The following is a 21,712-nucleotide window of genomic DNA, read 5'->3' as shown; positions in this document are numbered from 1 at the left end:
CCCTCCCCCCCCCCCCCCCCCCCCCCTCTCCCCCCCCCCCTCCGCCCCCCCCCCCCCCCCCCCCCCCCCCCCCCCCCCCCCCCCCACCCCCGCACCGTCACTTGAGGATCATGGCCTTCTCTAGCCAGTCCGCGTAGAACAGGCCGACGCCGAACATGCAGCTGATCCCGGCCAGCACCCAGAACCGGATGATCACCGTGGTTTCCGCCCACCCGGCGAGCTCGAAGTGGTGGTGGAACGGCGCCATCCGGAACAGCCGTCGCCGGGTGCTGCGGAACACCACGATCTGCAGCACCACCGACAGCGCCTCGACCACGAACACGCCGCCGATGACGATCATCAGCAGCTCGGTGCGGGTGACCATGGACAGCCCGGCCAGCAGGCCGCCCAGCGCCAGCGAACCGGTGTCGCCCATGAAGATCTTCGCGGGCGCGGCGTTCCACCACAGGAACCCGACGCAGGCCGCCATCGCCGCCGCGGCGACCACCGCGATGTCCAGCGGGTCCCGCACCGTGTAGCAGCCCGGCATCGGCCCCGACGGCGCGAAGCAGTCGTTGCGCAGCTGCCAGAACGAGATCAGCACGTAGGTGGCCAGCACCATCGCCGCGGTGCCGCCGGCCAGGCCGTCCATGCCGTCGGTGAAGTTGACGGCGTTCGACCAGCCGCTGATCGCGACGTAGGCGAAGATCACGAACCCGATCGCGCCGAACGAGATCACCGTGATGTCGCGCAGGAACGACAGTTCCACCGACGCCGGGGTGACGCCGTTCTGGTTGGCGAACCGGATCGCCAGGATGGCGAACAGCACCGAGGCGATCAGCTGGCCGACCAGCTTCGCGGTCTTGTTCAACCCGAGGTTGCGCTGCTTGCGGATCTTGATGAAGTCGTCCAGGAACCCGACGATGCCCAGCGCCGTGGTCAGGCCCAGCACCAGCAGCCCGGACGCGGTCATCGGGTCGCCGCCCATCAGGTGGCTCACCAGGTAGCCGACCCACATGGCCACCAGGATCGCCACGCCACCCATGGTCGGGGTGCCGCGCTTGGCGGCGTGCTGGCTCTGCACCTCTTCCCGGATCTCCTGGCCGAAGCCCTGCTTGGAGAACACCCGGATCAGGTAGGGCGTGAACAGGATCGAAACGACGAGCGACACGGCGGCCGCCACGAGGATCGGCTTCACGGCTGCTGCCTCCCCGCATCCCCTTCGGCCAGCAGGGCCTCGGCGACCCGCCACAGCCCGGCGGAATTCGATGCCTTGGTCAGCACCACATCACCGGAACGCAGCTCGGCGCGCAGCAGCGCGACGGCCGCATCGACGTCCGGCACCAGAACCGACTCCTCTCCCCACGACCCCTCCAGCGATGCCGCCTGGTGCATCACCTGGGCCTGCTCGCCGACCACCACCAGCCGGTCGATGTTCAGCCGGACGGCCAGCCGCCCGATCTCGTCGTGCGCTTCGGCCTCCGACTCGCCGAGTTCGCCCATCGGTCCCAGCACCGCCCACGCCCGGCCCGGACGCCCGCGGGTCATCGCGGCCAGCGTCTTCAGCGCCGCCCGGACCGACTCCGGATTGGCGTTGTAGGCGTCGTTGACGACCGTGATGCCACCCGGCGCCTCGCTGACCTCCATGCGCCGCGCGGACACCCGGCGCACCGAGCCGAGCCGCTCGGCCACCTGCTCGACGGTCGCGCCGAGCTCCAGCGCCACGGCGGCCGCGGTCAGCGCGTTGCCCACGTGGTGCTCGCCGAACAGCGGCAGCGTCACCCGGGCCTCGCCCTGCGCGGTGACCAGCGTGAACGTCGGTCGCGCCAGCTCGTCTACGTCGACGTCGACTGCGCGCACATGCGCGTCGGGGTGCTCCCCGACGAACACGACGCGGGCCTTCGTCCGCTCGGCCATCGCCGCGACCAGCGGATCGTCGGCGTTGAGCACCGCCACGCCGTCCGCGGGCAGCGCCTCGACCAGTTCGCCCTTGGCCTGCGCCACCGCCTCCTGCGAGCCGAACTCGCCGAGGTGCGCGTGGCCGACGTTGAGCACCGCGCCGATGCGCGGCGGCGCCACCTCGCAGAGGTGCGCGATGTGCCCGACGCCGCGCGCGGACAGCTCCAGCACCAGGTGCCGGGTGTTCTCGTCGGCGCGCAGCACGGTCCACGGGTGGCCGAGCTCGTTGTTGAACGAGCCGGGCGGCGCGACCGTCGAGCCCATCGGCTCCAGCAGCTGCGCGATCAGGTCCTTGGTGGACGTCTTGCCCGACGAGCCGGTCACGCCCACCACGGTGAGCTGCGGCAGCCGGTCGACCACGTGGCGGGCCAGCTTCGCCAGCCCGGTCAGCACCGCGGCACCGGAACCGTCCACGTCGCCGGCCAGCGCCAGCGCGCCGAGCCTGTCGTCGTCCACCGGCGGCACGATCACCGCCGGGGCGTCGACCTCCCGCGCGGCGAGCACGCCCGCCGCACCGTCCGCGATCGCCTGCGCGGCGAAGTCGTGCCCGTCGACCCGTTCCCCGGGCACGGCCACGAACAGCCCGCCGGGTTCGATCTTGCGGGAGTCGAACTCGACACCCGCGCTGACGATCTCCGGGCCTTCCGCACGATGAAGCCTGCCGTCCACCGCTTCCGCGATGTCAGCGAGGCTGAGCCGGATCAACTTGCCTCCTCGTCGCCCTGCCCCCGACGAACATCGGTATCCCTTGGGGCCCGGGGCCCTTGGCCCAAAAATAGACGCAGGGCTGCGGCGAGTTCCTCCCGGTCGGAAAAGGGGTGCACGACGCCCGCCACCTCCTGCCCTGTCTCGTGGCCCTTGCCCGCGACGACGACGATGTCGCCCGGTTCGGCTCGCTCGACCGCCGTGGCGATGGCCGCGCGCCGGTCGCCGATCTCGATCACGTCCCCGCGCTGGTCGGCGGGCACCTCCTGCGCACCGGCCAGCATGGCCGCCCGGATGTCCGCCGGGTCCTCGCTGCGCGGGTTGTCGTCGGTGACGATCAGCAGCTCGGACCGGCGGGCGGCCGCCTCGCCCATCAACGGCCGCTTCGCGACGTCCCGGTCGCCTCCGCAGCCGAGCACGACGATCACCTTGCCGTCGACCTGCGCGCGGGCCGCGTCGAGCACCGCAGCGACCGCGCCGGGCTTGTGCGAGTAGTCCACCACAGCGGTGAAGTCCTGCCCGAGCGCGACACGCTCCATGCGGCCGGGCACGTCGACCTCCGCGAGGCCGCGCTCGATGGCCCAGATGGGCACGCCGGCGGCGTGCAGGACGCCGATCGCGAGCAGCGCGTTGGCGACGTTGAACGGGCCGGGCAGCCGCAGCCGGATGTGCAGCTCCAGGCCGTCGGGGCCGTGCGCGGTGAAGGTCTGCTCCCCGGTGGGGAACGCCTGCACGTCGGTGGCGGACCAGGACGCGTCCGTGGCGGTGGACACCGTGATGGTGTCCGGCTTGACCAGCCGCTTTCCCCAGTCGGTGTCGATGCAGACGACCTCGTGCTCGGCGCGGCCGTCGAACAGCAGCGCCTTGGCCTGGAAGTAGTCCTCGAGGTCGCGGTGGAAGTCCAGGTGGTCCTGGGAGAGGTTGGTGAAGGCGCCGACGGCGAACCGGGTGCCGGAGACGCGGCCCATGGCCAGCGCGTGGCTGGAGACCTCCATCGGCACGTAGGTCACCCGGTGCTCGACCATCACGGCCAGCAGCGCCTGCAGGTCCGGCGCCTCGGGGGTGGTGAACGCGCTGTCCAGCCGGTCGCCCGCGATGCGGGTCTCGACGGTGCCGACCAGCCCGGTGCCGAACCCGGCGGCCTGCAGCGCGGACTCCAGCAGGTAGGTCGTGGTGGTCTTGCCGGAGGTGCCGGTCACGCCGAGCACCTTCAGCTTCTGCGACGGATCGCCGTAGATCAGCGCCGAGGCCGCGCCGAGCACGCCGCGCGGGTCGTCGTGCACGAGCAGCGCGACCTTGCCCTCGCGGACGGCGGGGTGCTCGGCGAGGGTGACCCGCTCGATCCCGGCCTGGTCGGTGAGCACGGCGACGGCGCCGGAATCCAGCGCTTGCTCGGCGAAGTCGGCGCCGTGCACGCGAGTGCCCGGCAGCGCGGCGAACAGATCGCCGGGACGAACGTGCTGAGCACGCAGGGTCGCCCCGGTCACCGGCGCTGCGGCAGCGCTGTGATCAGGGGCGCGAAGTACACGCGCGCCGATGAAATCGGCGAGCTTCTCGATCTCCACCGGCTCGACGTGAGACGGGCGAGGCGGAGCTGTCGCGACCGCGGAAGGCACGTCGCGACAGGCTACCGGTACCGCCTGAGGAAGCATCCCCATGGTCGGCCACCTGTTCGGCCGAGCACGGGCTGAGCCGTCCGGCCCAGCTCCGATTCGCCCGCACCACCGCGCTCCCGAGGTGCAGTAGAACTCCCCTGACTCGGATTTCGGGCCAAGGGGGACGAGGTTGCAGCCACCGGACTTCGGGGTGGATCCGGCGCAGGCGGAGAAGGCGCTCCAGAACTGGGCGCAGGGCCTGCAGGAGAAGGCACAGCGCACGGCGGCGATGCAGCAGGAGATCGGCCGCATCCGCGTCACCGAACGCGGCCGCTCGGTAACCGTGACCGTCGACGCCGAGGGCGTCCCGACGGACGTGCGGTTCAGCGACCAACGGGCCTCGGGAGCGGAGCTGAGCGCCGAGTTCATGGCGGTCCTGCGCCGAGCCCAGTCCCGCATCGCCGACCAGGTGGCGGAAGCCACCAAGTCCGCGCTCGGCGATCGCGATGCGAAAGTCGCCAACGCGGTGACCGAGAACTACCGACAGCGCTTCCCGTCGGCACCACCGCCTGCTTCGCCTCCGCCCCCTCCGCCGGGCCCGACCTCGCCGCCGGCACCTGCGCCTCCACCGCCCGGCCCGCCGGCACCACCCGGCCCGCCACCGCAGGCCGGTCCGACGCAGGCGCACGGTGCCCACGACGACGGCGACTTCAGCGACGAGACGTTCCTGAACTAGGAACCTTCTGAGGGGAATCGATGGCTGAGGGCTTCCAGATGCCGGCCGAACAGCTGCGCGCGCACGCGGACCGCCTCGACGGCCACGCCTCAGCGATCGGCCAGGCCGCAGACGCCGGGCGGAGCGTGCAGCTGGGCACCGACGCCTACGGCGTGATCTGCCAGTTCCTACCGCCGGTCTTGGACAGCACCGCCGAGACCGTGCTGTCCACCACGTCCGCGGCACACGACGCGGTTTCGGCGCTCTCGGCCGCCTTGCGCGACGCCGTCGCAGACCACGAGGCGACCGACGCCGAGATCGCCACCGGCCTCCAGCGCCTCGCCGACGAACTCGGCGGGTGACGACGTGGGCGACAACCCGCTGATCGCACAACCGCAGGACTCCTCCAGCTGGTACACCGGCATCGGCATCGTCGAAGCCATTTCCGACGTCAGCTCGGCGATCGAATCGGGCTCGTGGGCCGAGATCGGCTACTCCGTGCTCGGCGCCGGACTGGAGGTCCTGTCCGCCGTCCTCGATCCCATCGGCACGGGGGTGTCCTGGCTCGTCGGCTGGCTGATCGAGTTCGTCCAGCCGCTCACCGACATGCTCGACTGGCTGGCGGGAAACGCCGACGCGGTCGCGGCCCACGCCCAGACCTGGCGCAACGCCGGCGAATCCCTGCGATCCACCGCAGATGCGTTGCAGGCCGACGTCAGCCGGGACACCGCGAGCTGGACGGGTGCGGCGGCCGACGCCTACCGCTCCCAGCTGGCGGCCACCGCCGAGCTCATCCGGGCCCAGTCGCAAGCCGCCGGAGCGCTCGCCGAGGGAACCGAAACGGCCGGCATGCTCGTCGGCACCATCCGCGAGGTGGTCCGCGACCTGATCGCCGACTGCGTGGGCAGGCTGGTGTCCTGGGCCATCGAAGCGGCCACCGGAGTGGGCATCGCCGCGGTAGCGGTCCAAGCCTCGGCCCGCGTCGCCCGCTGGGCCGTCCGGATCATGGAGGTCATCCAGAAGCTGCTGCGGGCCCTGGGCGACCTGATCCCCCTCCTCCGCAGGCTGGTCGACCTCCTCGGCCGGCTCCGGAAGATCCTCACCGACATAACCCACGCCAAACCCGCCCCGCAGCCCCCGGGAAAACCCCCGAACACCCCGGCCGACCCGAACACCCCGAGAAACCCCAACGACCCGCCCAACGACCCACCGGACGACCCGAAAACCGGCCACCCCGACCCGGAAGATCCTTTCGACAGACTTCCACCCCACGAACAGGAAGACCTGATCAGAAAGGTCATCGACGATTCCCGAGGCGGAATGACGCGCGAAGCCGCAATCGCCTCACTCCGCGACGGCCCTCCCGGAACGACGCCGTTCGTCGACGAAAAAAACGCCTTCGGGCCCGACATCCGATTCCAAGACAGCAACGGAAACGATGTCCTGAACCGGGAGAACAAGGCACTCAACGGATCTGAGAATTCATTCAACACGAACACCAAGAAGGCCTGCAAACAACTCGGCGAAGAAGGAGGCGAAGTCTTCTACCAGATACCACAGGGAGCAACTGTGGAAGAATTAAATTCGTGGGTGGACCGATGGCGCGGCCGATGCGGCCCGACCGATCACGAGAACGTGAATCTGATATTTTGCGACCCATCCGGTAGGATCATCGGCCGGGGAAACCTAGCCAACGGAAAGATTGAATGAGGAACCCATGAGCGACCTCGGGTATCTTATTTGCGCACCTTGCAAGATGTACCTCACGCTTGGGAAACCCGTCCTCAAAGACGACGAAAGCGTCAACTACTACCACCTGGGCCCGAGGAGCAGCCCGCGCAATCCCGCACAGACGTTGCTGAACGAATCGCTCTGGAAGTTTCTCGCAGATCACACCGGACATCCGCTGGTCATCAGGTTCGATTACGAAGACGGCATGGAGGAAGTCGAGGAGGAGTACACCGAGGTCGGCGGAGAGACCGCCGACGACGATATTCCATTCGAGCAGTACCTGCTGAACTGGGACGGACTGAACAGGTCCGACTTTGACAGCTTCACGCTTGAGAGCCTCCGCCGGCCGGCAGTGCGGGTCGAGCCGTTCAACTCCAGCATCGAACCCCCTTCCACCGCGATCCACGTCGATCTACCCCCATCAATCCTGCAGCGGTGGCAGCACGAGAAGGACAAGCCTCTTCGCGCAATCAGCGTCCGCGACATCAATGAATCGTCGATGTTCGCACGAATTTTGGGCCTGCCGAGTCCGTACATGCTCCGCCAGATCGCCGATGCGGATGCCGCACGGATCGTGTTCGGGCACTTCGAACAGCTGTGGACCAAGAACCGGCCGGTCGCGATCGAGCTGCTGCATTCCCTTCCTCGAACACTTGCTCAGGTACGCGCTGCAGGCCGTTCCTTGCACATTGCACTGGCAGACCTCAGCGCGGGATCGGCCGACGCCATCCTCGCCGAGCTCCGCAGCGCCCCCTCCGACGGAATCGAGGAGCCGATCACCGTTTTCGACTACCCCACCATGCCTTGAGTGGCTCTGGTGCTCACCGAGGTTCCGGCCAATTCGGGTTGCGACCGAGGAAGGCTAGCAGCTTGTCCAGGGCAGGCGCCGAGTCCTGGACCTCGATCATCGGGGCGAAGACTCCGGTGCCGTCCTGGGGTGGCGGGTTTCGGCGCATGAGTTCCAGTGCCGTGGCCGGTAGATCCTCGTCCGGTTCGTAGCGGGCGCCGATGGTTTTCGCCACGTCCCAGCCGTGGACCACCATGTCCACGAAGTGGAAGACCAGGGCCGCCCTGCCCGGGAACACGCCGAATTCCCGGACCCGGACCTGCCGGTCCAGCACGCCTTCGGCGGCGAACGCCTTGCCGAACTCGGCGGCCGAACTGCGGTAGTCCTCCGCCGGGTCGGCGCTGAGCCGCCCCGCATTCCAGTCCACATCGGACGGTTCTGTACCCGACGTGGTGGCGCGAGCGAACGCCAGGTTCTCGCTCACCATGTGCCGCAACAGCCCGTGCAGCGTCCAGTCCGCGCACGGCGTGGGCAGGCGCAGCTGGCCGGGGCGGATCTGGGCGATCACGCCACCGGTGCCCCGCATGGCCCGCCGGTGCAAGTTCCGAATGTCCACGCGTCGAGGTTATGGACGGCCATCGGCCCAGCGGTAGGGCCAAATTCCACCAACTCCACTGGGCCGATTCCGGCTACCCTAGCGGCGTGGAATTCCACGTGAGCCTGGTCGGCCGGGACGACCTGGCCGGGCAGATCTACCGGCAGGTCAAGGCAGCGGTCCTGGACGGCAGGCTTCGCACCGGCGAGGCGTTGCCACCCACTCGCGAACTGGCCAGACGCCTGTCGGTGTCCCGGAACACCGTCGGCGCCGCCTACGACCGGCTGACCGCCGAGGGCTTCGTGGCCGGCCGAACCGGATCGGGCACCTACGTGCAGCCGGGCGGCTTCGACCGGGCACCGGAATCGGCCGCCGGGCAGGACATCCGGCCCGTCCCCGGCTGGGAGCGGATCCGGGTTCCCCGGATGGATCGGCCCACCCCGGACTTCGACTTCCGAGCCGGAATTCCCGACATCCGGTTGTTCCCCCACGCGGCCTGGCGCCGCCTGCTGGCCCACTGGTTCCGCACGTCGGGCGTCGGTTCGCCGATGTACGGCGACCCCGCCGGGCATTCCGGGCTGCGCGCCGCGCTGGCGCGGCACGTCGGGGTGTCCCGGGCTGTGCGGGCGACCGCCGACGACGTGGTGGTCACCAATGGGGCACAGCAGGCCTTCGACCTGGTCGGCCGGGTCCTCATCGAACCCGGGACCTGCGTTGCCGTCGAGGATCCGGGGTATCCGCCGCCTCGTCAGCTGTTCCGGGCGCTGGGCGCGAAGGTCGTCGGTGTACCGGTGGACGCCGAAGGCATCCAGGTCGACCAGATCCCCGACAGCGCCCGGATCGTGTACGTCACGCCGTCGCACCAGTTCCCGCTCGGCATGCCGATGTCGTTGCTGCGCCGGACGGCGCTGCTGGAGTGGGCCGAGCGCACCGGCTCGGTCATCGTCGAGGACGACTACGACAGCGAATTCCGCTTCTCGGGCAGGCCGATCGAACCGTTGCAGAGCCTCGACCGCGCGGGCCGGGTGATCTACGTCGGCTCGATGTCCAAGGTGCTCCTGCCCGTGCTGCGAATCGGTTTCCTGATCGCGCCGCGAAGTCTCCGCACCGCGCTGCAGGCCGCCAAGTACGTCGCCGATCTGCACGCGCCGATGCCGTTGCAGGCCGCGCTCGCGGAGTTCATCGAGGAAGGCTTGCTGGCCCGGCACATTCGTCGCGCCCGGACCGAATACGCGCAACGGCATGAACTCATCTCAACCGCATTGCGGCGGGACTTCACCGGCTTGGTCGAGCCGATCCGAGCCGCTGCGGGGTTGCACCTCGCGGCGCTGTTGCCGGAGGGAACCGACGACGAGTCGATCGCCGAACGCGCGTGGGACACCGGCGTCGGAGTCCTCGCGCTGCGTCCGCACCGGAAGGCGGAACGCGGTCGTCCGGGGCTCATCCTCGGGTACGGCGGGATCGCCGTACCCGACATCGCCGAGGGGCTTCGCCGCCTGCACTCGTGCCTCGCCGGCTGACACCGGCGGTGGAGCCGGCTGTCATCGGCGGTGGAGCCGGCTGTCATCGGCTGTTCAGGTGTTCTTGATGGTGTTCGGCTGCGGGGATCGCTAGCGTCCTTTCCGTTCGTTGGAGATTTTTGCGCTCCGGGAGGACTTCGTGAACAAGAACCGTCTCGTTCGATTAACCGGCGCCTGCGGTGTTGCCGCAGCACTCGTGCTCGCTCCGCTCGCCGCGCCGAGCGTGATCGCCGAACCCGCATCGCAGGCCGTTCAGATGAGTCCCGCCGATGGCACCGCGCAGGGCGCCGTCGAGTGGTTCCAGAAGCACCAGGGCGACACCTCCTACCAGGGCCTCTGCGAGAAGGCCGTGGAGAACGCCTGGGGCACGACGGGCGTCTGGCCGTCCGCGATCGCGCATTGGCAGGGCGCGGTGCGCGCGGGCAAGGCGCACACCGACGGCTCCACCCCGCCCAAGGGCGCGTTCGTGTACTGGAACATCAGCCAGTACGGGCACGTCGGCATCGCCGACGGCAACGGCGGCATCTACGCGAGCAGCATCGGCGGCAAGATCGGCCACGCCGACAGCGTCTCCTACTTCAACAACTACCTGGGCTGGAGCGACCCGCAGGTGCCGCGCGGCTGACCACAGTGGACACTCCTGGCCGGTCGCGGGTCTCCCAGGACGCCCCGGAAGACCCGCGACCACCCTCAGTGGCCGTCGCGGGGCACGTGGCTGCCGGACTTGCCGACCAGGAAGTCCAGATCCGCGCCGTCGGACGCCTGCAGCACGTGGTCGTAGTACAGCCGCTGGTAGCCGCGCGGGTACGGGTTGTCGGGGTCCTTCCACTCCGCCCGGCGGCGGTTCAGCTCCTCCGCCGGCACCTCCAGGTCGAGACGGCGGTTCGGCACGTCGATGCTGACGATGTCGCCGGTGCGCACGAAGGCCAGCGGGCCGCCCGCGGCCGCCTCCGGCGTGACGTGCAGGATCACCGTGCCGTAGGCGGTGCCGCTCATCCGGCCGTCGGAAATCCGCACGATGTCGTCGAATCCGCGGTCCTGCACCTTCTTCGGCACCGGCACGTTGGCCACCTCCGGCATGCCCGGATAGCCCTTCGGCCCCGCGTTGCGGACGATCAGCACCGTGTTCTCGTCGACGTCCAGATCGTCGTTCTTGCACACCGCGTAGTAGTCGTCGACGTCCTCGAAGACCATCGCCGGGCCGCGGTGCTGCAGCAGCCGGGGCGACGCCGCGGACTGCTTGATCACCGCACCGTCCGGTGCCAGCGAGCCGCGCAGCACCGCCGTTCCGGTGCCGACGGCCTGGAACGGCTCGTCGAACGCGGTGATCACCTCTCGGTTGTGCACTTCCGCGCCGGCGATGTTCTCGCCCATCGAGCGGCCGGTGACCGTCACCGCCGAGCGCTCGACCAGGTCGCCGAGTTCCGTCAGCACCGCGGGCAGCCCGCCCGCGTAGCAGAAGTCCTCCATCAGGAACTTGCCGCTGGGCTGCAGGTTCACCAGCGTCGGCACGTCGCGGGTGTCGGTGTCGAAGTCGTCGACGGTCAGCTCGACGCCGACGCGCTTGGCGATGGCGATCAGGTGCACGACGGCGTTGGTGGAACCGCCGATCGCGGCGTTGGCCCGGATCGCGTTGCGGAACGCGTCGCGGGTCAGCACGTCGGAGGGCTTGAGGTCTTCCTCGACCATCTCGACGATGCGCTGCCCGGTTTGCTGAGCGGCGGCGTAGCGGCGCGCGTCGACGGCCGGCCAGGACGCCGCATACGGCAGCTGCATGCCGAGCGCCTCGACGATGCAGGCCATCGTGGACGCGGTGCCCATCGTCATGCAGTGCCCGTTGGATCGGGACATGCAGCCCTCGATGAAGTAGCACTCGTCCTGCGTGATCTTGCCCGCCACGAGGTCGGCCTCGGCCTGCCAGACGGCCGTGCCGGAGCCGATGTCGGTGCCCTTGTACTTGCCGTTGAGCATCGGCCCGCCGGTGAGCATCGCGGTGGGCAGGTCGACGCTGGCCGCCGCCATCAGCAGGCCAGGGGTCGTCTTGTCGCACCCGGACAGCAGCACGACGGCGTCCAGCGGGTTGGCGCGGATCGTCTCCTCGGCCTGCATCGCGAGGAGGTTGCGGTAGAGCATGGTGGTCGGGCGCATGAGCGTCTCGCCCAGCGCCATGTTCGGGAACTCCAGCGGGAAGCCGCCCGCCTGCCACACCCCGCGCTTGACCGCCTCGGCGATCCGCTGCTGGTGGGCGTTGCACGGCGCCAGCTCGGACCAGGTGGTGCCGATGCCGATCACCGGCCGGCCGTCGAACACCTCGTCGCTGTAGCCCTGGTTCTTGACCCAGGATCGGGCGGTCATCCCGGCCCGGCCGTGGGCCCCGAACCAACTCGCACTGCGCCGTGGCGTGCTCATACCAGTTCCGCCTCTCCGCGTTTCACAGTTGTGGTTGCGTCCGGCTCAATCCCACGTTTCGCAGTTTCTTGTGGCTGGTTTGCGTCACGTTCCCCTGAGGTGCGGTTGAGGAGGACTCGGGTTGACACAGGGCTACTCATGCGTCCTCCATGTCGGGACCATGGTCTGACCACTGCGACGTAACCAGCTCGCTCGGCCGGGCGCAATAGCCCGGCCCCGACCATCCGCGATCTCGAACAATGGTTGCGATACCGGACGCGCCATTGACGGCCCCGACCCGCAGCCCTACGCTCGTGACCCAAATCACGAACGTAGTTCGATATTTCGTACGCTCACCACCTCAGCGGGGAGGCATGGTGCACACCGGCGAGCGAGCGCCCGACGAGGCGCTCACGACCGCGATCCGGCAGGTCATGGTGCGGCTGCTGCCGTTCCTGTTCTTCATGTACGTGATCGCGTTCCTGGATCGCGTCAACATCGGGTTCGCCAAGCAGGAATTCCAGGCGCACGCGGGGATCTCGGAGGCGTCCTACGCGCTCGGGGCCGGGCTGTTCTTCATCGGTTACGCGCTGTTCGAGGTGCCGAGCAACCTCATCATGACGCGGGTCGGCGCGCGCTGGTGGATGTGCCGGATCATGGTGACCTGGGGCCTGATCTCGGCCGCGATGGCCCTGGTGAACAGCGAGTTCCTGTTCTACCTGCTGCGCTTCCTGCTGGGCGTCGCCGAAGCGGGCTTCTTCCCCGGCGTCATCCTGTACATCACCTACTGGGTGCCACATGCGTACCGGGCGCGCTGCAACGCGCTGTTCTACTTCGGCATCCCGCTCGCGTCGGTGCTCGGCGGCCCGCTCTCCGGGCTGCTGCTGGAACTCGACGGCGTGGCGGGAATCCTGGGCTGGCAGTGGATGTTCGCGGTCGAAGGCCTGATCGCGTGCGTGGTCGGCGTGTGGGCGTACTTCTACCTGGACAACAAGCCGGCCGACGCCAAGTGGCTCTCGCCCGACCAGCGCACCGCCCTGCAGACCGCGGTCGACCGCGAGGCCGAGGCCAAGAAGGCGCACGGCCCGCACCGGATGTGGTCGACGCTGGTGGACCGGCGGGTGCTGTTCTTCTGCCTGATCTACTTTCTGATCCAGTGCAGCGTCTACGGCATGACGTTCTACCTGCCGACGCAAGTGGCCGCCGCAGTGGGCAGCAAGGTCGGCCTGCTGGTCGGCCTGGTGACGGCGATCCCGTGGACCGTGGCGCTGCTGGTGAACATCGCGGTGTCCACCGGCGCGGACCGGCTCGCCCAGCCCAAGAAGCGGTTCGTCGCCGCGGCCTGCGTCGCCACCGGTTCCGTCGGCATCGCGGCGTCGGCCTACTTCAGCAGCCCGGTGCTGGCGATCGCGGGCCTGTCGGTGGCCGCCGCCGGGTACATCTCGGTGCAGCCGGTGTTCTGGACGTTCCCGGCGGCGTACCTGACCGGCACGGCCGCGGCGGCCGGCATCGGCCTGATCAACTCGCTGGGCAACCTGGGCGGGTTCGTGGCCCCGATCGCGAAGACCTGGATCGAGACCTCCTTCCACTCGCAGACGGCGGGCCTGTACCTGCTGGCGTTCTGCGGCTTCGCGGCGGCGGCGCTGTTCCTGACGCTGTCCCGCTTCAAAGCCCCCGCCGAGGAGATCCAGACCTCACCGAGCAAGACCGGAGGAGCCGCCTGACGGCGGGTCGGTCGAACGACCGTGGTGCGGCAGGCCGCTTGATATACATGGCTTGCCGCATCACGACGTTCAGGGGGACCGTGCATGACCGAGGCGTGGATCCACGACGCCGACCCGGCGGATCTGTGGAACCTGCGACCGCACTTGGACATCGCCCGCGCCTGGGCGCCACGCCCGGCGCAGGACCTCTACCGGATCCCGATCGGCGTGGACGAGTCGGGCACCCCGGTGGAGCTCGACTTCAAGGAAGCGGCCCTCGGTGGAATGGGTCCGCACGGCCTGATCATCGGCGGTAGCGGCTCCGGCAAGGGGAGAGCCTCCTGCGCTCGATCGTGACCGGGCTTGTGACGACGCACTCCCCGACCGATGTGAACCTGGTGCTCGCCGAGTACATCGCCGGCCCACCGTTCGGCGACTTCGAGAAAGCGCCGCACGTTTCGGCCTTCGCCCCCGGCCTGGAGTCCGATCCGGATCTGGTCCGGCGGCTGCGGGACTCGCTGGAAGTCGAGTCGAGCCGCCGCATGGAATTGCTGAGGGCCGCCGGGGCGAAGAACTTCTGGGAATACCGCCAGATGCGGGAGTCCGGCGATCAGCGTTGCCAGGAACCGCTGCCTGCCCTCTTCGTGGTCATCGACGAATTCCGCAGAGTGCTGGAGGAAAAGCCGGACTTCGTGGAGATCCTGGTGCGGGTCGGTCGGTTGGGACGTTCTCTGGGCGTCCACATGCTGCTGGCCTCGCACCGGCTGGAACAGGGAGATCTGCGATCTCTCGAACCGTTCCTGCCCTTCCGCGTCGCGCTGAGGACTTTCAACGCCGACGAGTCGCGCATGGTGATCGGAATCCCCGACGCCAGCGAAATACCGGTCGGCACCGGCCGCGGATACCTGCGCACTCCGGACAGCATCGAGCAGTTCAAGACCGCGACCGTGCCCCAAAGCGATTCCGGGAACGGGCTGCTCGCAACCACCCTGGCAGCGATGCGCGACAAAGCCGCTCCGGCGCGACAGATCCTGCCGCCCGAGGCACCGCCGAACTTGGCCGCCGACCTGTTGAACCTAGGGCCGGGCTTCGACGTCGACCGAGCGTGGGCGCCGCGCCCGATCGAGGACCTCTACCGGATCCCGATCGGCGTGGACGAAGCCGGGAATCCGTTCGAGCTCGACCTCAAAGAAGCCGAACTCGGCGGAATCGGGCCGCACGGCCTGATCATCGGCGCGAGCAGCTCCGGCAAGTCGGAACTCCTGCGCACCATCGTCCTCGGACTGATGGCCACGCATCCGCCGTCCGACGTCAACTTCGTGCTGGCCAACTACGTGGGCAGCGCGACGTTCCGCCACTTCAAGAACGCGCCGCACGTCTCCGCCACCTCCCCCGCCTTGATCTCCGACGACCTGCTCGGCAGGTTCCAGGAAACGCTGAACGGCGAGTTGAAGCGCCGGATGGATGCATTGAGCGGCGTGGGCGCGAGGAACATCTGGGAATACCGCCAGCTGCGAGAATCCGGCGACCAGCGCTGCCAGGAACCGTTGCCGATGCTGTTCGTGATCCTCGAACAGCTCGACGGGACGCTGGCGCAACAGCCGAATTTCATCGACACGCTGGTGACGATCCACCGGACGGGCCGCTCGTTGGGCGTCCGCATGTTGCTGGCCTCGCAACGGGCCGACGACGAGAAGTGGTGCCCCTTTTGGAGAAACCTGTCCTACGGCATCGCGCTGAGGACCTACACCGCCGCCGATTCCCGAGCGGCGATCGGAGTTCCCGACGCCTGCGACCTGCCGCCGGAGCCCGGCGTCGGATACCTGCGCACCCCCGACGGCATCAAGCGGTTCAAAACGGCATACGTGTCCGGCGGCGAGCCCGAAACCAGCCTCCTCGAAACCACGCTGGCCGAAATGCGCGGCAAGGCCCCGTCGGCTTACCAAATCTGGTTGCCGCCACTGGACACGTCGCCCACTTTGGACGCGCTGCTTCCCCCGCTGCAGCACAACGACGTCCGGGGCTACGCGGCGGTTCGCCGCCCGGGAGACCGGCCGTTGCAGGTGCCGATGGGGCTGCTCGACGACCCGTACTCGTGCCGACAGGACACGATGGTGCTGGACCTGGACGCGCACGGCGCGATCGTGGGCCGGGACGGTTCGGGCAAGTCCACCGCGATGTGCACGCTGATCGCGTCGCTGGCATTGACGCACACGCCGCGCGAGGTGCAGTTCTACTGCGTCGACCTCGGCGGCGGTTCGCTGGCGGCGTTCCGGGACCTGCCGCACATCGGTTCGGTGATCACCGAACCCGACGTCGATGCGGTGCGGCGAACCACTCTTGAGCTGGAAGAGCTACTGGCCAAGAGGCAGCAGCTCTTCCAGCAGCTGGGCGTCCAGGACATGGCGGAACTACGCGACCGCAGGCTGCGCGGCGAGCCGGATCCCGACCCGTACGGCGACGTTTTCCTGCTGATCGACGGTTGGGGAACGCTCTACCAGGAATCCGTGGATCTGCCGCCCGCAGTGCACCACCTGGCCGAAAGGGGCCTGGCGTACGGCATCCACGTGTTCGTCACGGCCAAGCGGTGGTCCGAAATCCGCTCGGGGCTGCGGAATCTGCTGCAGACCCGCATCGAACTGCGACTCGGCGAACCGGACCAGTCCCAGATCGACCCCGAGGATGCCGAACGTGTGCCGCAGGCCCGGCCGGGCCGCGGCATGCACCCGAGCAAGCAGCACTTCCGCACCGCGCTACCCCGGGTGGACGGCGCGAAGCTGGCAGACCTGGTGGAAGCCGCCCGGGAGAAGGGACGGCGGGCCCGTCCGGCGCAGGAGGTCTACCGCGACAGCCACGCCGACGCCGTCGCGGACCTGGTCGACCGCGTGCGGTCCGGCTGGCGCGGATACCTGGCGCCGCCGGTGCGGCTGCTGCCTGCGGAGCTGCCGTACCGGTTCCCACCGACGCACGACCAGAAGCTGATCCCGCTGGGCATCGGCGAGCAGGCCCTGCAACCGGTGCACCTGGACTTCCGCCGGGAGCCGCACTTCTACGCGATCGGCGAACGCGGATCCGGCCGGACCACGCTGCTGCGGGCCATCATCCGCGGCATCACCGAGCGGTACACGCCGCAGGAAGCGCTGATCCTGCTGGTCGACTACCGGCGCACGCTGCTCGGGTTCCTCGCCACCGAGCACCTGGGCGCGCACGTGATCAACCCCGACCAGCTCAGGAGCCACGTCGAGGACGTGATCCCGGCGCTGCGGAAGCGGATGCCGGGACCGCACGTGACGCAGGAACAGGTGCGGAACCGCTCCTGGTGGTCGGGCCCCGACCTGTTCATCGTCGTCGACGACTACGAACTCGTGGCGTCCGGCGGCGAGAACCCGCTCACGCCGCTGGCGGAGTTCCTGCCGATGGCCGCCGATCTCGGCCTGCACGTCGTGCTGACCCGTGACTCCGCCGGTGCGATCCGCGGGATGTTCGAGCGCTTCATGGCGACGCTGCGCGAAACCAACGCTCCGGCACTGGCGATGAGCGCGAACGCCGATGAAGGCACGCTGATCGGCAACACACCCTCCCGCCCGCTCCCGCCCGGCCGGGGAACCCTCCTCAGCCGCCTCGACGGACGCCAGCTGATCCAGACGCCCCTCGTCCCCTGACGTCCGCCGTCAGGGGACCTGGAGGGTCTGGATCGGCGCCTGCTCCTTGGACGGCGGGATCTGGTAGCGCTGGGTGAGGAACGACGCGACTTCGTTGAACAGCGGCGCCGCCGACGAACCGTCCTGCGTCCCGTACGCCGGCTGGTCCAGCATCAGCCCCACCACGAAGCGCGGGTTGTCCGCGGGCACCATCCCGGCGAAGGTGATCCAGTACTTCGACTGGCTGTAGCAGCGGCAGGCCGGGTCGACCTGCTGCGCCGTCCCGGTCTTGCCGGAGACCTGGAATCCCGGCAGGGCCGCTCCCGGCCCGGTGCCGTCCTGCTCGCGCCCCGGCCCGTTCTGCACCACCGAGCGCAGCATGTCCCGAACCGTGTGCGCCGTCTCCGGGCTGACCACCCGCACGCTCTCCGGGCGCGGTCGCTCCACGCGCGAGCCGTCCGGCCCGGTCTCCGCGGCGATGATCCGCGGCGGCACCCGCACCCCGTCGTTCGCGATCGCCTGGTACATGCCCGCCATCTGCAGCACCGTCATCGAAAGACCCTGGCCGATCGGCAGGTTCGCGAACGTCGACCCGGACCAGGACTGGCGCGGCGGCAGACTGCCCGCGCTCTCCCCCGGCAGGCCGCTGCCGGTCACCTGGCCCAGCCCGAACTTCTTGGCCAGGTCGTAGAACCGGTCCTCGCCGAGCTGCTGCGCGACCATCAGGGTGCCGACGTTGGAGGACTTGCCCAGCACGCCGGTGAAGGTCAGCGGCAGCGTGCCGTGCGGCCAGGCGTCGCCGACGGTCCGGTCGGCGACCTTGATGGAGCCCGGCACCTGCAGCACGGTGTCCGGCTTGACGATGCCGTTCTCGATCGCCCCGGCCGCGGTGATCACCTTGCCCACCGAGCCCGGCTCGAACGGCGTGGTCACCGCCGGGTTGCTGTCCGGGCTGTCGCCCCACGACGGGGCGCCCGGGTCGAAGGCCTTGTCGTTGGCCAGCGCGTAGATCTCGCCGGTCTTGGCGTCCAGCACCACCGCGCTGGCGCTCCTGGCCTGGGCCGCGCGGGTGTAGTCGGCGAGCTGGCGCTGCAGCATGAACTGCAGGTCCGAGTCGATGGTCAGCTGCACGTCGGAGCCCGGGACCGCCGCCTTCAGCTCCCGCTCGGTGCCGGGGATGACCAGGCTCGAACCCCTCGCGGTGTCGGAGACCTTCTCACCGGCGGTGCCGGCCAGCAGCGGGTCCATCGAGGCCTCCAGGCCCATCAGACCCTTGATCTTCCGGTCGTCCCGTCGCCAGTTCGCCACGCCGATGATGTTCGAGCCCACGTCGCGCGCCGGGTACTCGCGGGTCGCCCGGTACTCGGCCCCGATGTGCGGGTACTTCTCGGTGATCAGCCGCGCCTGGCTCGGATCGATCGGCGGGCCGAAGTAGGTGAACCCGGCGTCCTTGAACAGCGCGTCCAGCACTTCCTGCTCGCTGATCACCCCCGGCAGCACCTGCGCGATGTAGCGGGCGATCTCCCGCTTGTACTGCTCCGAAGTGGGTTTCGCGGGGTTCTTCGCGTGCTCCTCGTCGAAGGTTTTGGTCAGCTGGTTCGGGTTGGCGTAGAGCTGCCGCGATTCACCGCTGAACGCGAGCACGTTCCCGCTGCGGTCCGTGAAGGATCCGCGCTCGGCCGGGATGATCTGCTTGGCCGCGCGCTGCGCCTGCGCCCTCTCGGACAGGGCGCTGGCCTCGAACCCCTGCACCTGGATCAGCTTGCCGCCGGTGAGCACCAAAGCGATCACCAGCAGCAACCGGCCGACGAGCAGCCGCCGGTTGCTGCCGGCCACGTTCGTGCGCGCGGTGCGCCGCCGAACGCCGCTGGTCGACCCTCGGGCCATCAGCGGCCCGCCTGCGCGACCTGCTGGTCCGAGGAAGGCTGTTGCGGCGCCTGGCCTTCCGCCGCCGGAGGCTGCCCGGCCTGCGGCTGCTCCGCCGGCGGCTGCGGCGGAGCGGGCGGCGGTGCCGCGGTGACCTTCTTCGGCTCACCGATGACGGTCACCGAGCCGTCCGGTTGTTGGACGAGGCGGGCCGGGGACGGCGCCTGCCGCAGGCCAGCTTCCTCGGCGCGACGCTGGATCTCCGGCGTCGCGCCCATCGAGCTGACCTCGCTCAGCAACTGCTCCTTGCGCTCGCTCAGCGCGTTGATCTGGTCCTCACCCTGCTGCAGCCGGTAGCTGCCGCTGACCGCGGCGATGGACAGCCACAACGTCGCCGCCAGCCCGGTGGCCAGCACCGCCATCACCACGACCACCAGCGGCAACCGCGCGAGCGAAACCCGCTCGTGCAGCTGCTTCGCCTTCGCCTTGGGCTTCGCCGCGGGACGCCGCTCCTCCACGCCCTGCCGCAGCTGGCGCGGCCGCCGTTCGGCGGGTTCCCGCGCCGACCGGTCCCGCCGCTCCTCGCGACGCGCGTAGGCGCGCTCGGCCGCGGCGGACCGCGTCCGCGGCTTCTCGCTCGTCTTCTGCCCGGACTTCTGGGCGGGCTTCTGCCCGGACTTCTTCTGGCTGCTCTTCTGCGCAGTCTTCTGGGCGGTCTGCTGCGTTCGCTCGGCGGAACCCGCCCGCGAAGCGGCTTTCTTGCCGGCACGCGTAGGTGCAGTCATCTCGCCTCCCTCGCCTTGCCGCTCATGCGTTCCCCCGGCCGGCCCGCTCCGCGGCCCGCAGCCGCACCGACGCGGCCCTGGGGTTGGCCTCGATCTCCTGCTCACCGGCGAGCTCGGCGCCCCTGGTGAGCAACCGGAATTCCGGTCCGTGGCCCGGCAGTTCCACCGGCAGGTCGACAGGGGTGCGCGACTTCGTCCGGTCGGCGAAGGCCCGCTTGACCATCCGGTCCTCCAGCGAGTGGTAGGACATCACCACGATCCGACCGCCCACGGCCAGCGAGTCCAGCGCCGCCGGGAGTGCGCGGTCCAGCACGTCGAGCTCGGCGTTGACCTCGATGCGCAGCGCCTGGAAGGTGCGCTTGGCCGGATGCCCGCCGGTGCGCCGGCTCGCCGCCGGCACGGTGTCGTAGAGCAGCTGGACCAGCCGCGCGCTGTTGGTGAACGGCTCCTTCTGGCGTTCCCGGACGATCGCCGCGGCGATCTTGCCCGCGAACTTCTCCTCGCCGTAGGTCCGCAGCACCCGCGCCAGCTCGTCCGCGCTGTAGGTGTTGAGCACGTCCGCGGCGGTGCGCGGCGCGCCCGGGTCCATCCGCATGTCCAGCGGGGCGTCGTGCGCGTAGGCGAAGCCGCGGGCGGTTTCGTCCAGCTGCAGCGAGGAAACCCCGAGGTCGAACAGCGCACCGTCCACTTCGGGCAGTCCGAGGTCGGCGAGCACGTCGGCCCACTCGTCGTACACCGCGTGCACCAGGTGGATCCGGGAGGCGTAGGGCGCGAGCCGCTCACCGGCCAGCCGCAGCGCGTCCGTGTCGCGGTCCAGCCCGACCATCGTCAGCCCGGGGTGCGCGGCGAGCATCGCCTCGGAGTGCCCGCCCATGCCGAGCGTGGCGTCGACGACCACCGCCCCCTCGCGGGACAGCGCGGGCGCGAGCAGCTCCAGCGTCCGGTCGAGCAGCACGGGAACGTGCTTGTCGCGGGCGGATCCGCCCTGATCATGCCGCTGTTCGGCCACGGCGGTCCCTCCCTTCCCGCGTGCCCCGTTCCGGTTCGACACCGCGGTCGAAATACCGCCGATCGCCACGCGCGAACGGCGCGTGGCGATCTTCGGTAAGCCCCCTGGTTTTCCGGATCCCGTCAGGTCCCCGCCCGCCCGTCGCGTCCTGGTGCCGGGGAAGATGCACCAGGCATGCGATAGCCGAGCGGACCGAGGCCTCACGAAACCCGGGTCCCTTGCCGTCAACTCCCGCCCCGCCGGTCGGCGGAACGCTCAGAACACGCCGGGCAACACCTCCTCCTGCGCCTTCGCATAGCCCTCCTCGTGCTCGTCGAGGTAGCTCTGCCACCTCTCCGAGTGCCAGATCTCCAGGCGGTTGATCGCGCCGATGACCACGCACTCCTTGGCCAGTCCGGCGTAGCGCCGCAGCTCCGCCGCGATCTTGATCCGCCCCTGCCCGTCGGGCTGCTGCTCGTCGGTGCCGGCGAACAGGTACCGCTGGTAGGCGCGGACCGCCTCGTTGGTGAACGGCGCCTCGGCGACCTTGCGCGCCATCTGCTCAAACTCGTCGCGCGGGAAGACGTAGAGGCAGTGGTCCTGTCCTTTGGTGACCATCAACCCCCCCGCCAATGCTTCCCGGTACTTGGCCGGCAGCGTCAAGCGCCCCTTGTCGTCGAGCTTCGGGTGGTGGGTGCCGAGGAACATCCCGGTCCACCTCCCCACCCAGGCCGCCCGCACGACGACCCCGGACC

The 21,712-nt window shown here is 69.6% G+C and carries 18 protein-coding genes; 9 read left to right on the top strand and 9 right to left on the bottom strand.

What is annotated here, in order from left to right; translation table 11 throughout:
• Positions 1-97 precede the first annotated feature (97 nt).
• The 3 genes from mraY to AC07FN_RS20055 are packed head-to-tail and all read right to left on the bottom strand — an operon-like array spanning position 98 to position 4,295.
• The gene (mraY, locus tag AC07FN_RS20065; RefSeq protein ID WP_132485480.1) at positions 98-1,177 is read right to left on the bottom strand and encodes a phospho-N-acetylmuramoyl-pentapeptide-transferase; all 1,080 of its coding nucleotides are present in this window, start codon (positions 1,175-1,177) and stop codon (positions 98-100) included.
• Entirely contained in the window at positions 1,174-2,643 is a 1,470-nt protein-coding gene (locus AC07FN_RS20060) for a UDP-N-acetylmuramoyl-tripeptide--D-alanyl-D-alanine ligase (RefSeq protein ID WP_478396963.1), read from the bottom strand. Before AC07FN_RS20060 ends, mraY begins: the two co-directional genes overlap by 4 nt.
• Positions 2,640-4,295: a UDP-N-acetylmuramoyl-L-alanyl-D-glutamate--2,6-diaminopimelate ligase gene (locus AC07FN_RS20055; RefSeq protein WP_478397031.1), complete on the bottom strand. Its 1,656-nt coding sequence runs from the start codon at positions 4,293-4,295 to the stop codon at positions 2,640-2,642. Before AC07FN_RS20055 ends, AC07FN_RS20060 begins: the two co-directional genes overlap by 4 nt.
• Positions 4,296-4,428: 133 nt before the next feature.
• Here AC07FN_RS20055 and AC07FN_RS20050 point away from each other — a divergent pair, with 133 nt between their 5' ends.
• Genes AC07FN_RS20050 through AC07FN_RS20035 form a run of 4 tightly spaced genes read left to right on the top strand, consistent with a single transcriptional unit; the run spans position 4,429 to position 7,492 of the window.
• Positions 4,429-4,974 (top strand): YbaB/EbfC family nucleoid-associated protein, encoded by a 546-nt coding sequence (locus AC07FN_RS20050; RefSeq protein WP_478396962.1) that lies wholly within the window; start codon positions 4,429-4,431, stop codon positions 4,972-4,974.
• Positions 4,975-4,994: 20 nt separating this feature from the next.
• Positions 4,995-5,315, top strand: a complete 321-nt coding sequence (locus AC07FN_RS20045; protein ID WP_478396961.1) for a type VII secretion target — start codon at positions 4,995-4,997, stop codon at positions 5,313-5,315.
• Positions 5,316-5,319: 4 nt separating this feature from the next.
• On the top strand, positions 5,320-6,663 hold the full coding sequence (locus tag AC07FN_RS20040) for a WXG100 family type VII secretion target (RefSeq protein ID WP_478396960.1): 1,344 nt from the start codon (positions 5,320-5,322) through the stop codon (positions 6,661-6,663).
• Positions 6,664-6,670: 7 nt separating this feature from the next.
• Positions 6,671-7,492 carry a hypothetical protein gene (locus AC07FN_RS20035; protein WP_478396959.1) on the top strand — a complete coding sequence of 274 codons (822 nt, stop codon included), beginning with the start codon at positions 6,671-6,673 and terminating at the stop codon, positions 7,490-7,492.
• A 13-nt stretch (positions 7,493-7,505) separates the two neighbouring features.
• On the opposite strand, the gene AC07FN_RS20030 is transcribed toward AC07FN_RS20035, so the two are convergent.
• Positions 7,506-8,087, bottom strand: coding sequence for a TIGR03086 family metal-binding protein (locus AC07FN_RS20030; RefSeq protein ID WP_478396958.1), 582 nt, complete (start codon positions 8,085-8,087; stop codon positions 7,506-7,508).
• An 86-nt stretch (positions 8,088-8,173) separates the two neighbouring features.
• Here AC07FN_RS20030 and pdxR point away from each other — a divergent pair, with 86 nt between their 5' ends.
• Positions 8,174-9,586 (top strand): MocR-like pyridoxine biosynthesis transcription factor PdxR, encoded by a 1,413-nt coding sequence (gene pdxR / locus AC07FN_RS20025; RefSeq protein ID WP_478396957.1) that lies wholly within the window; start codon positions 8,174-8,176, stop codon positions 9,584-9,586.
• Between the two features lie 256 nt (positions 9,587-9,842).
• Complete coding sequence (locus AC07FN_RS20020) at positions 9,843-10,211, top strand: CHAP domain-containing protein (RefSeq protein WP_478397030.1); 369 nt, start codon at positions 9,843-9,845, stop codon at positions 10,209-10,211.
• 65 nt (positions 10,212-10,276) lie between these two features.
• On the opposite strand, the gene AC07FN_RS20015 is transcribed toward AC07FN_RS20020, so the two are convergent.
• Positions 10,277-11,995, bottom strand: coding sequence for an IlvD/Edd family dehydratase (locus tag AC07FN_RS20015; RefSeq protein WP_478396956.1), 1,719 nt, complete (start codon positions 11,993-11,995; stop codon positions 10,277-10,279).
• 353 nt (positions 11,996-12,348) lie between these two features.
• On the opposite strand from AC07FN_RS20015, the gene AC07FN_RS20010 reads away from it, so the two are divergent.
• From AC07FN_RS20010 to eccCb, 3 genes are all read left to right on the top strand, one after another.
• Positions 12,349-13,698 carry an MFS transporter gene (locus AC07FN_RS20010; RefSeq protein WP_478396955.1) on the top strand — a complete coding sequence of 450 codons (1,350 nt, stop codon included), beginning with the start codon at positions 12,349-12,351 and terminating at the stop codon, positions 13,696-13,698.
• 84 nt (positions 13,699-13,782) lie between these two features.
• Positions 13,783-14,034: a hypothetical protein gene (locus tag AC07FN_RS20005; RefSeq protein ID WP_478396954.1), complete on the top strand. Its 252-nt coding sequence runs from the start codon at positions 13,783-13,785 to the stop codon at positions 14,032-14,034.
• 8 nt (positions 14,035-14,042) lie between these two features.
• The gene (eccCb, locus tag AC07FN_RS20000) at positions 14,043-17,339 is read left to right on the top strand and encodes a type VII secretion protein EccCb (RefSeq protein WP_478396953.1); all 3,297 of its coding nucleotides are present in this window, start codon (positions 14,043-14,045) and stop codon (positions 17,337-17,339) included.
• A 9-nt stretch (positions 17,340-17,348) separates the two neighbouring features.
• Here the strand turns inward: eccCb and AC07FN_RS19995 are convergent, their stop codons facing one another.
• From AC07FN_RS19995 to mraZ, 4 genes are all read right to left on the bottom strand, one after another.
• Entirely contained in the window at positions 17,349-19,205 is a 1,857-nt protein-coding gene (locus AC07FN_RS19995) for a peptidoglycan D,D-transpeptidase FtsI family protein (protein ID WP_478396952.1), read from the bottom strand.
• Positions 19,205-19,969: a cell division protein FtsL gene (gene ftsL, locus AC07FN_RS19990; RefSeq protein ID WP_478396951.1), complete on the bottom strand. Its 765-nt coding sequence runs from the start codon at positions 19,967-19,969 to the stop codon at positions 19,205-19,207. Before ftsL ends, AC07FN_RS19995 begins: the two co-directional genes overlap by 1 nt.
• 22 nt (positions 19,970-19,991) lie before the next feature.
• Positions 19,992-20,978 (bottom strand): 16S rRNA (cytosine(1402)-N(4))-methyltransferase RsmH, encoded by a 987-nt coding sequence (rsmH, locus tag AC07FN_RS19985; RefSeq protein ID WP_478396950.1) that lies wholly within the window; start codon positions 20,976-20,978, stop codon positions 19,992-19,994.
• 255 nt (positions 20,979-21,233) lie between these two features.
• Complete coding sequence (gene mraZ / locus AC07FN_RS19980) at positions 21,234-21,665, bottom strand: division/cell wall cluster transcriptional repressor MraZ (RefSeq protein WP_132485633.1); 432 nt, start codon at positions 21,663-21,665, stop codon at positions 21,234-21,236.
• Between the last annotated feature and the right edge of the window lie 47 nt (positions 21,666-21,712).

The organism is Saccharopolyspora sp. NPDC045941 (genome assembly GCF_056431445.1).
This window is presented reverse-complemented; position numbering and strand designations above follow the sequence as displayed.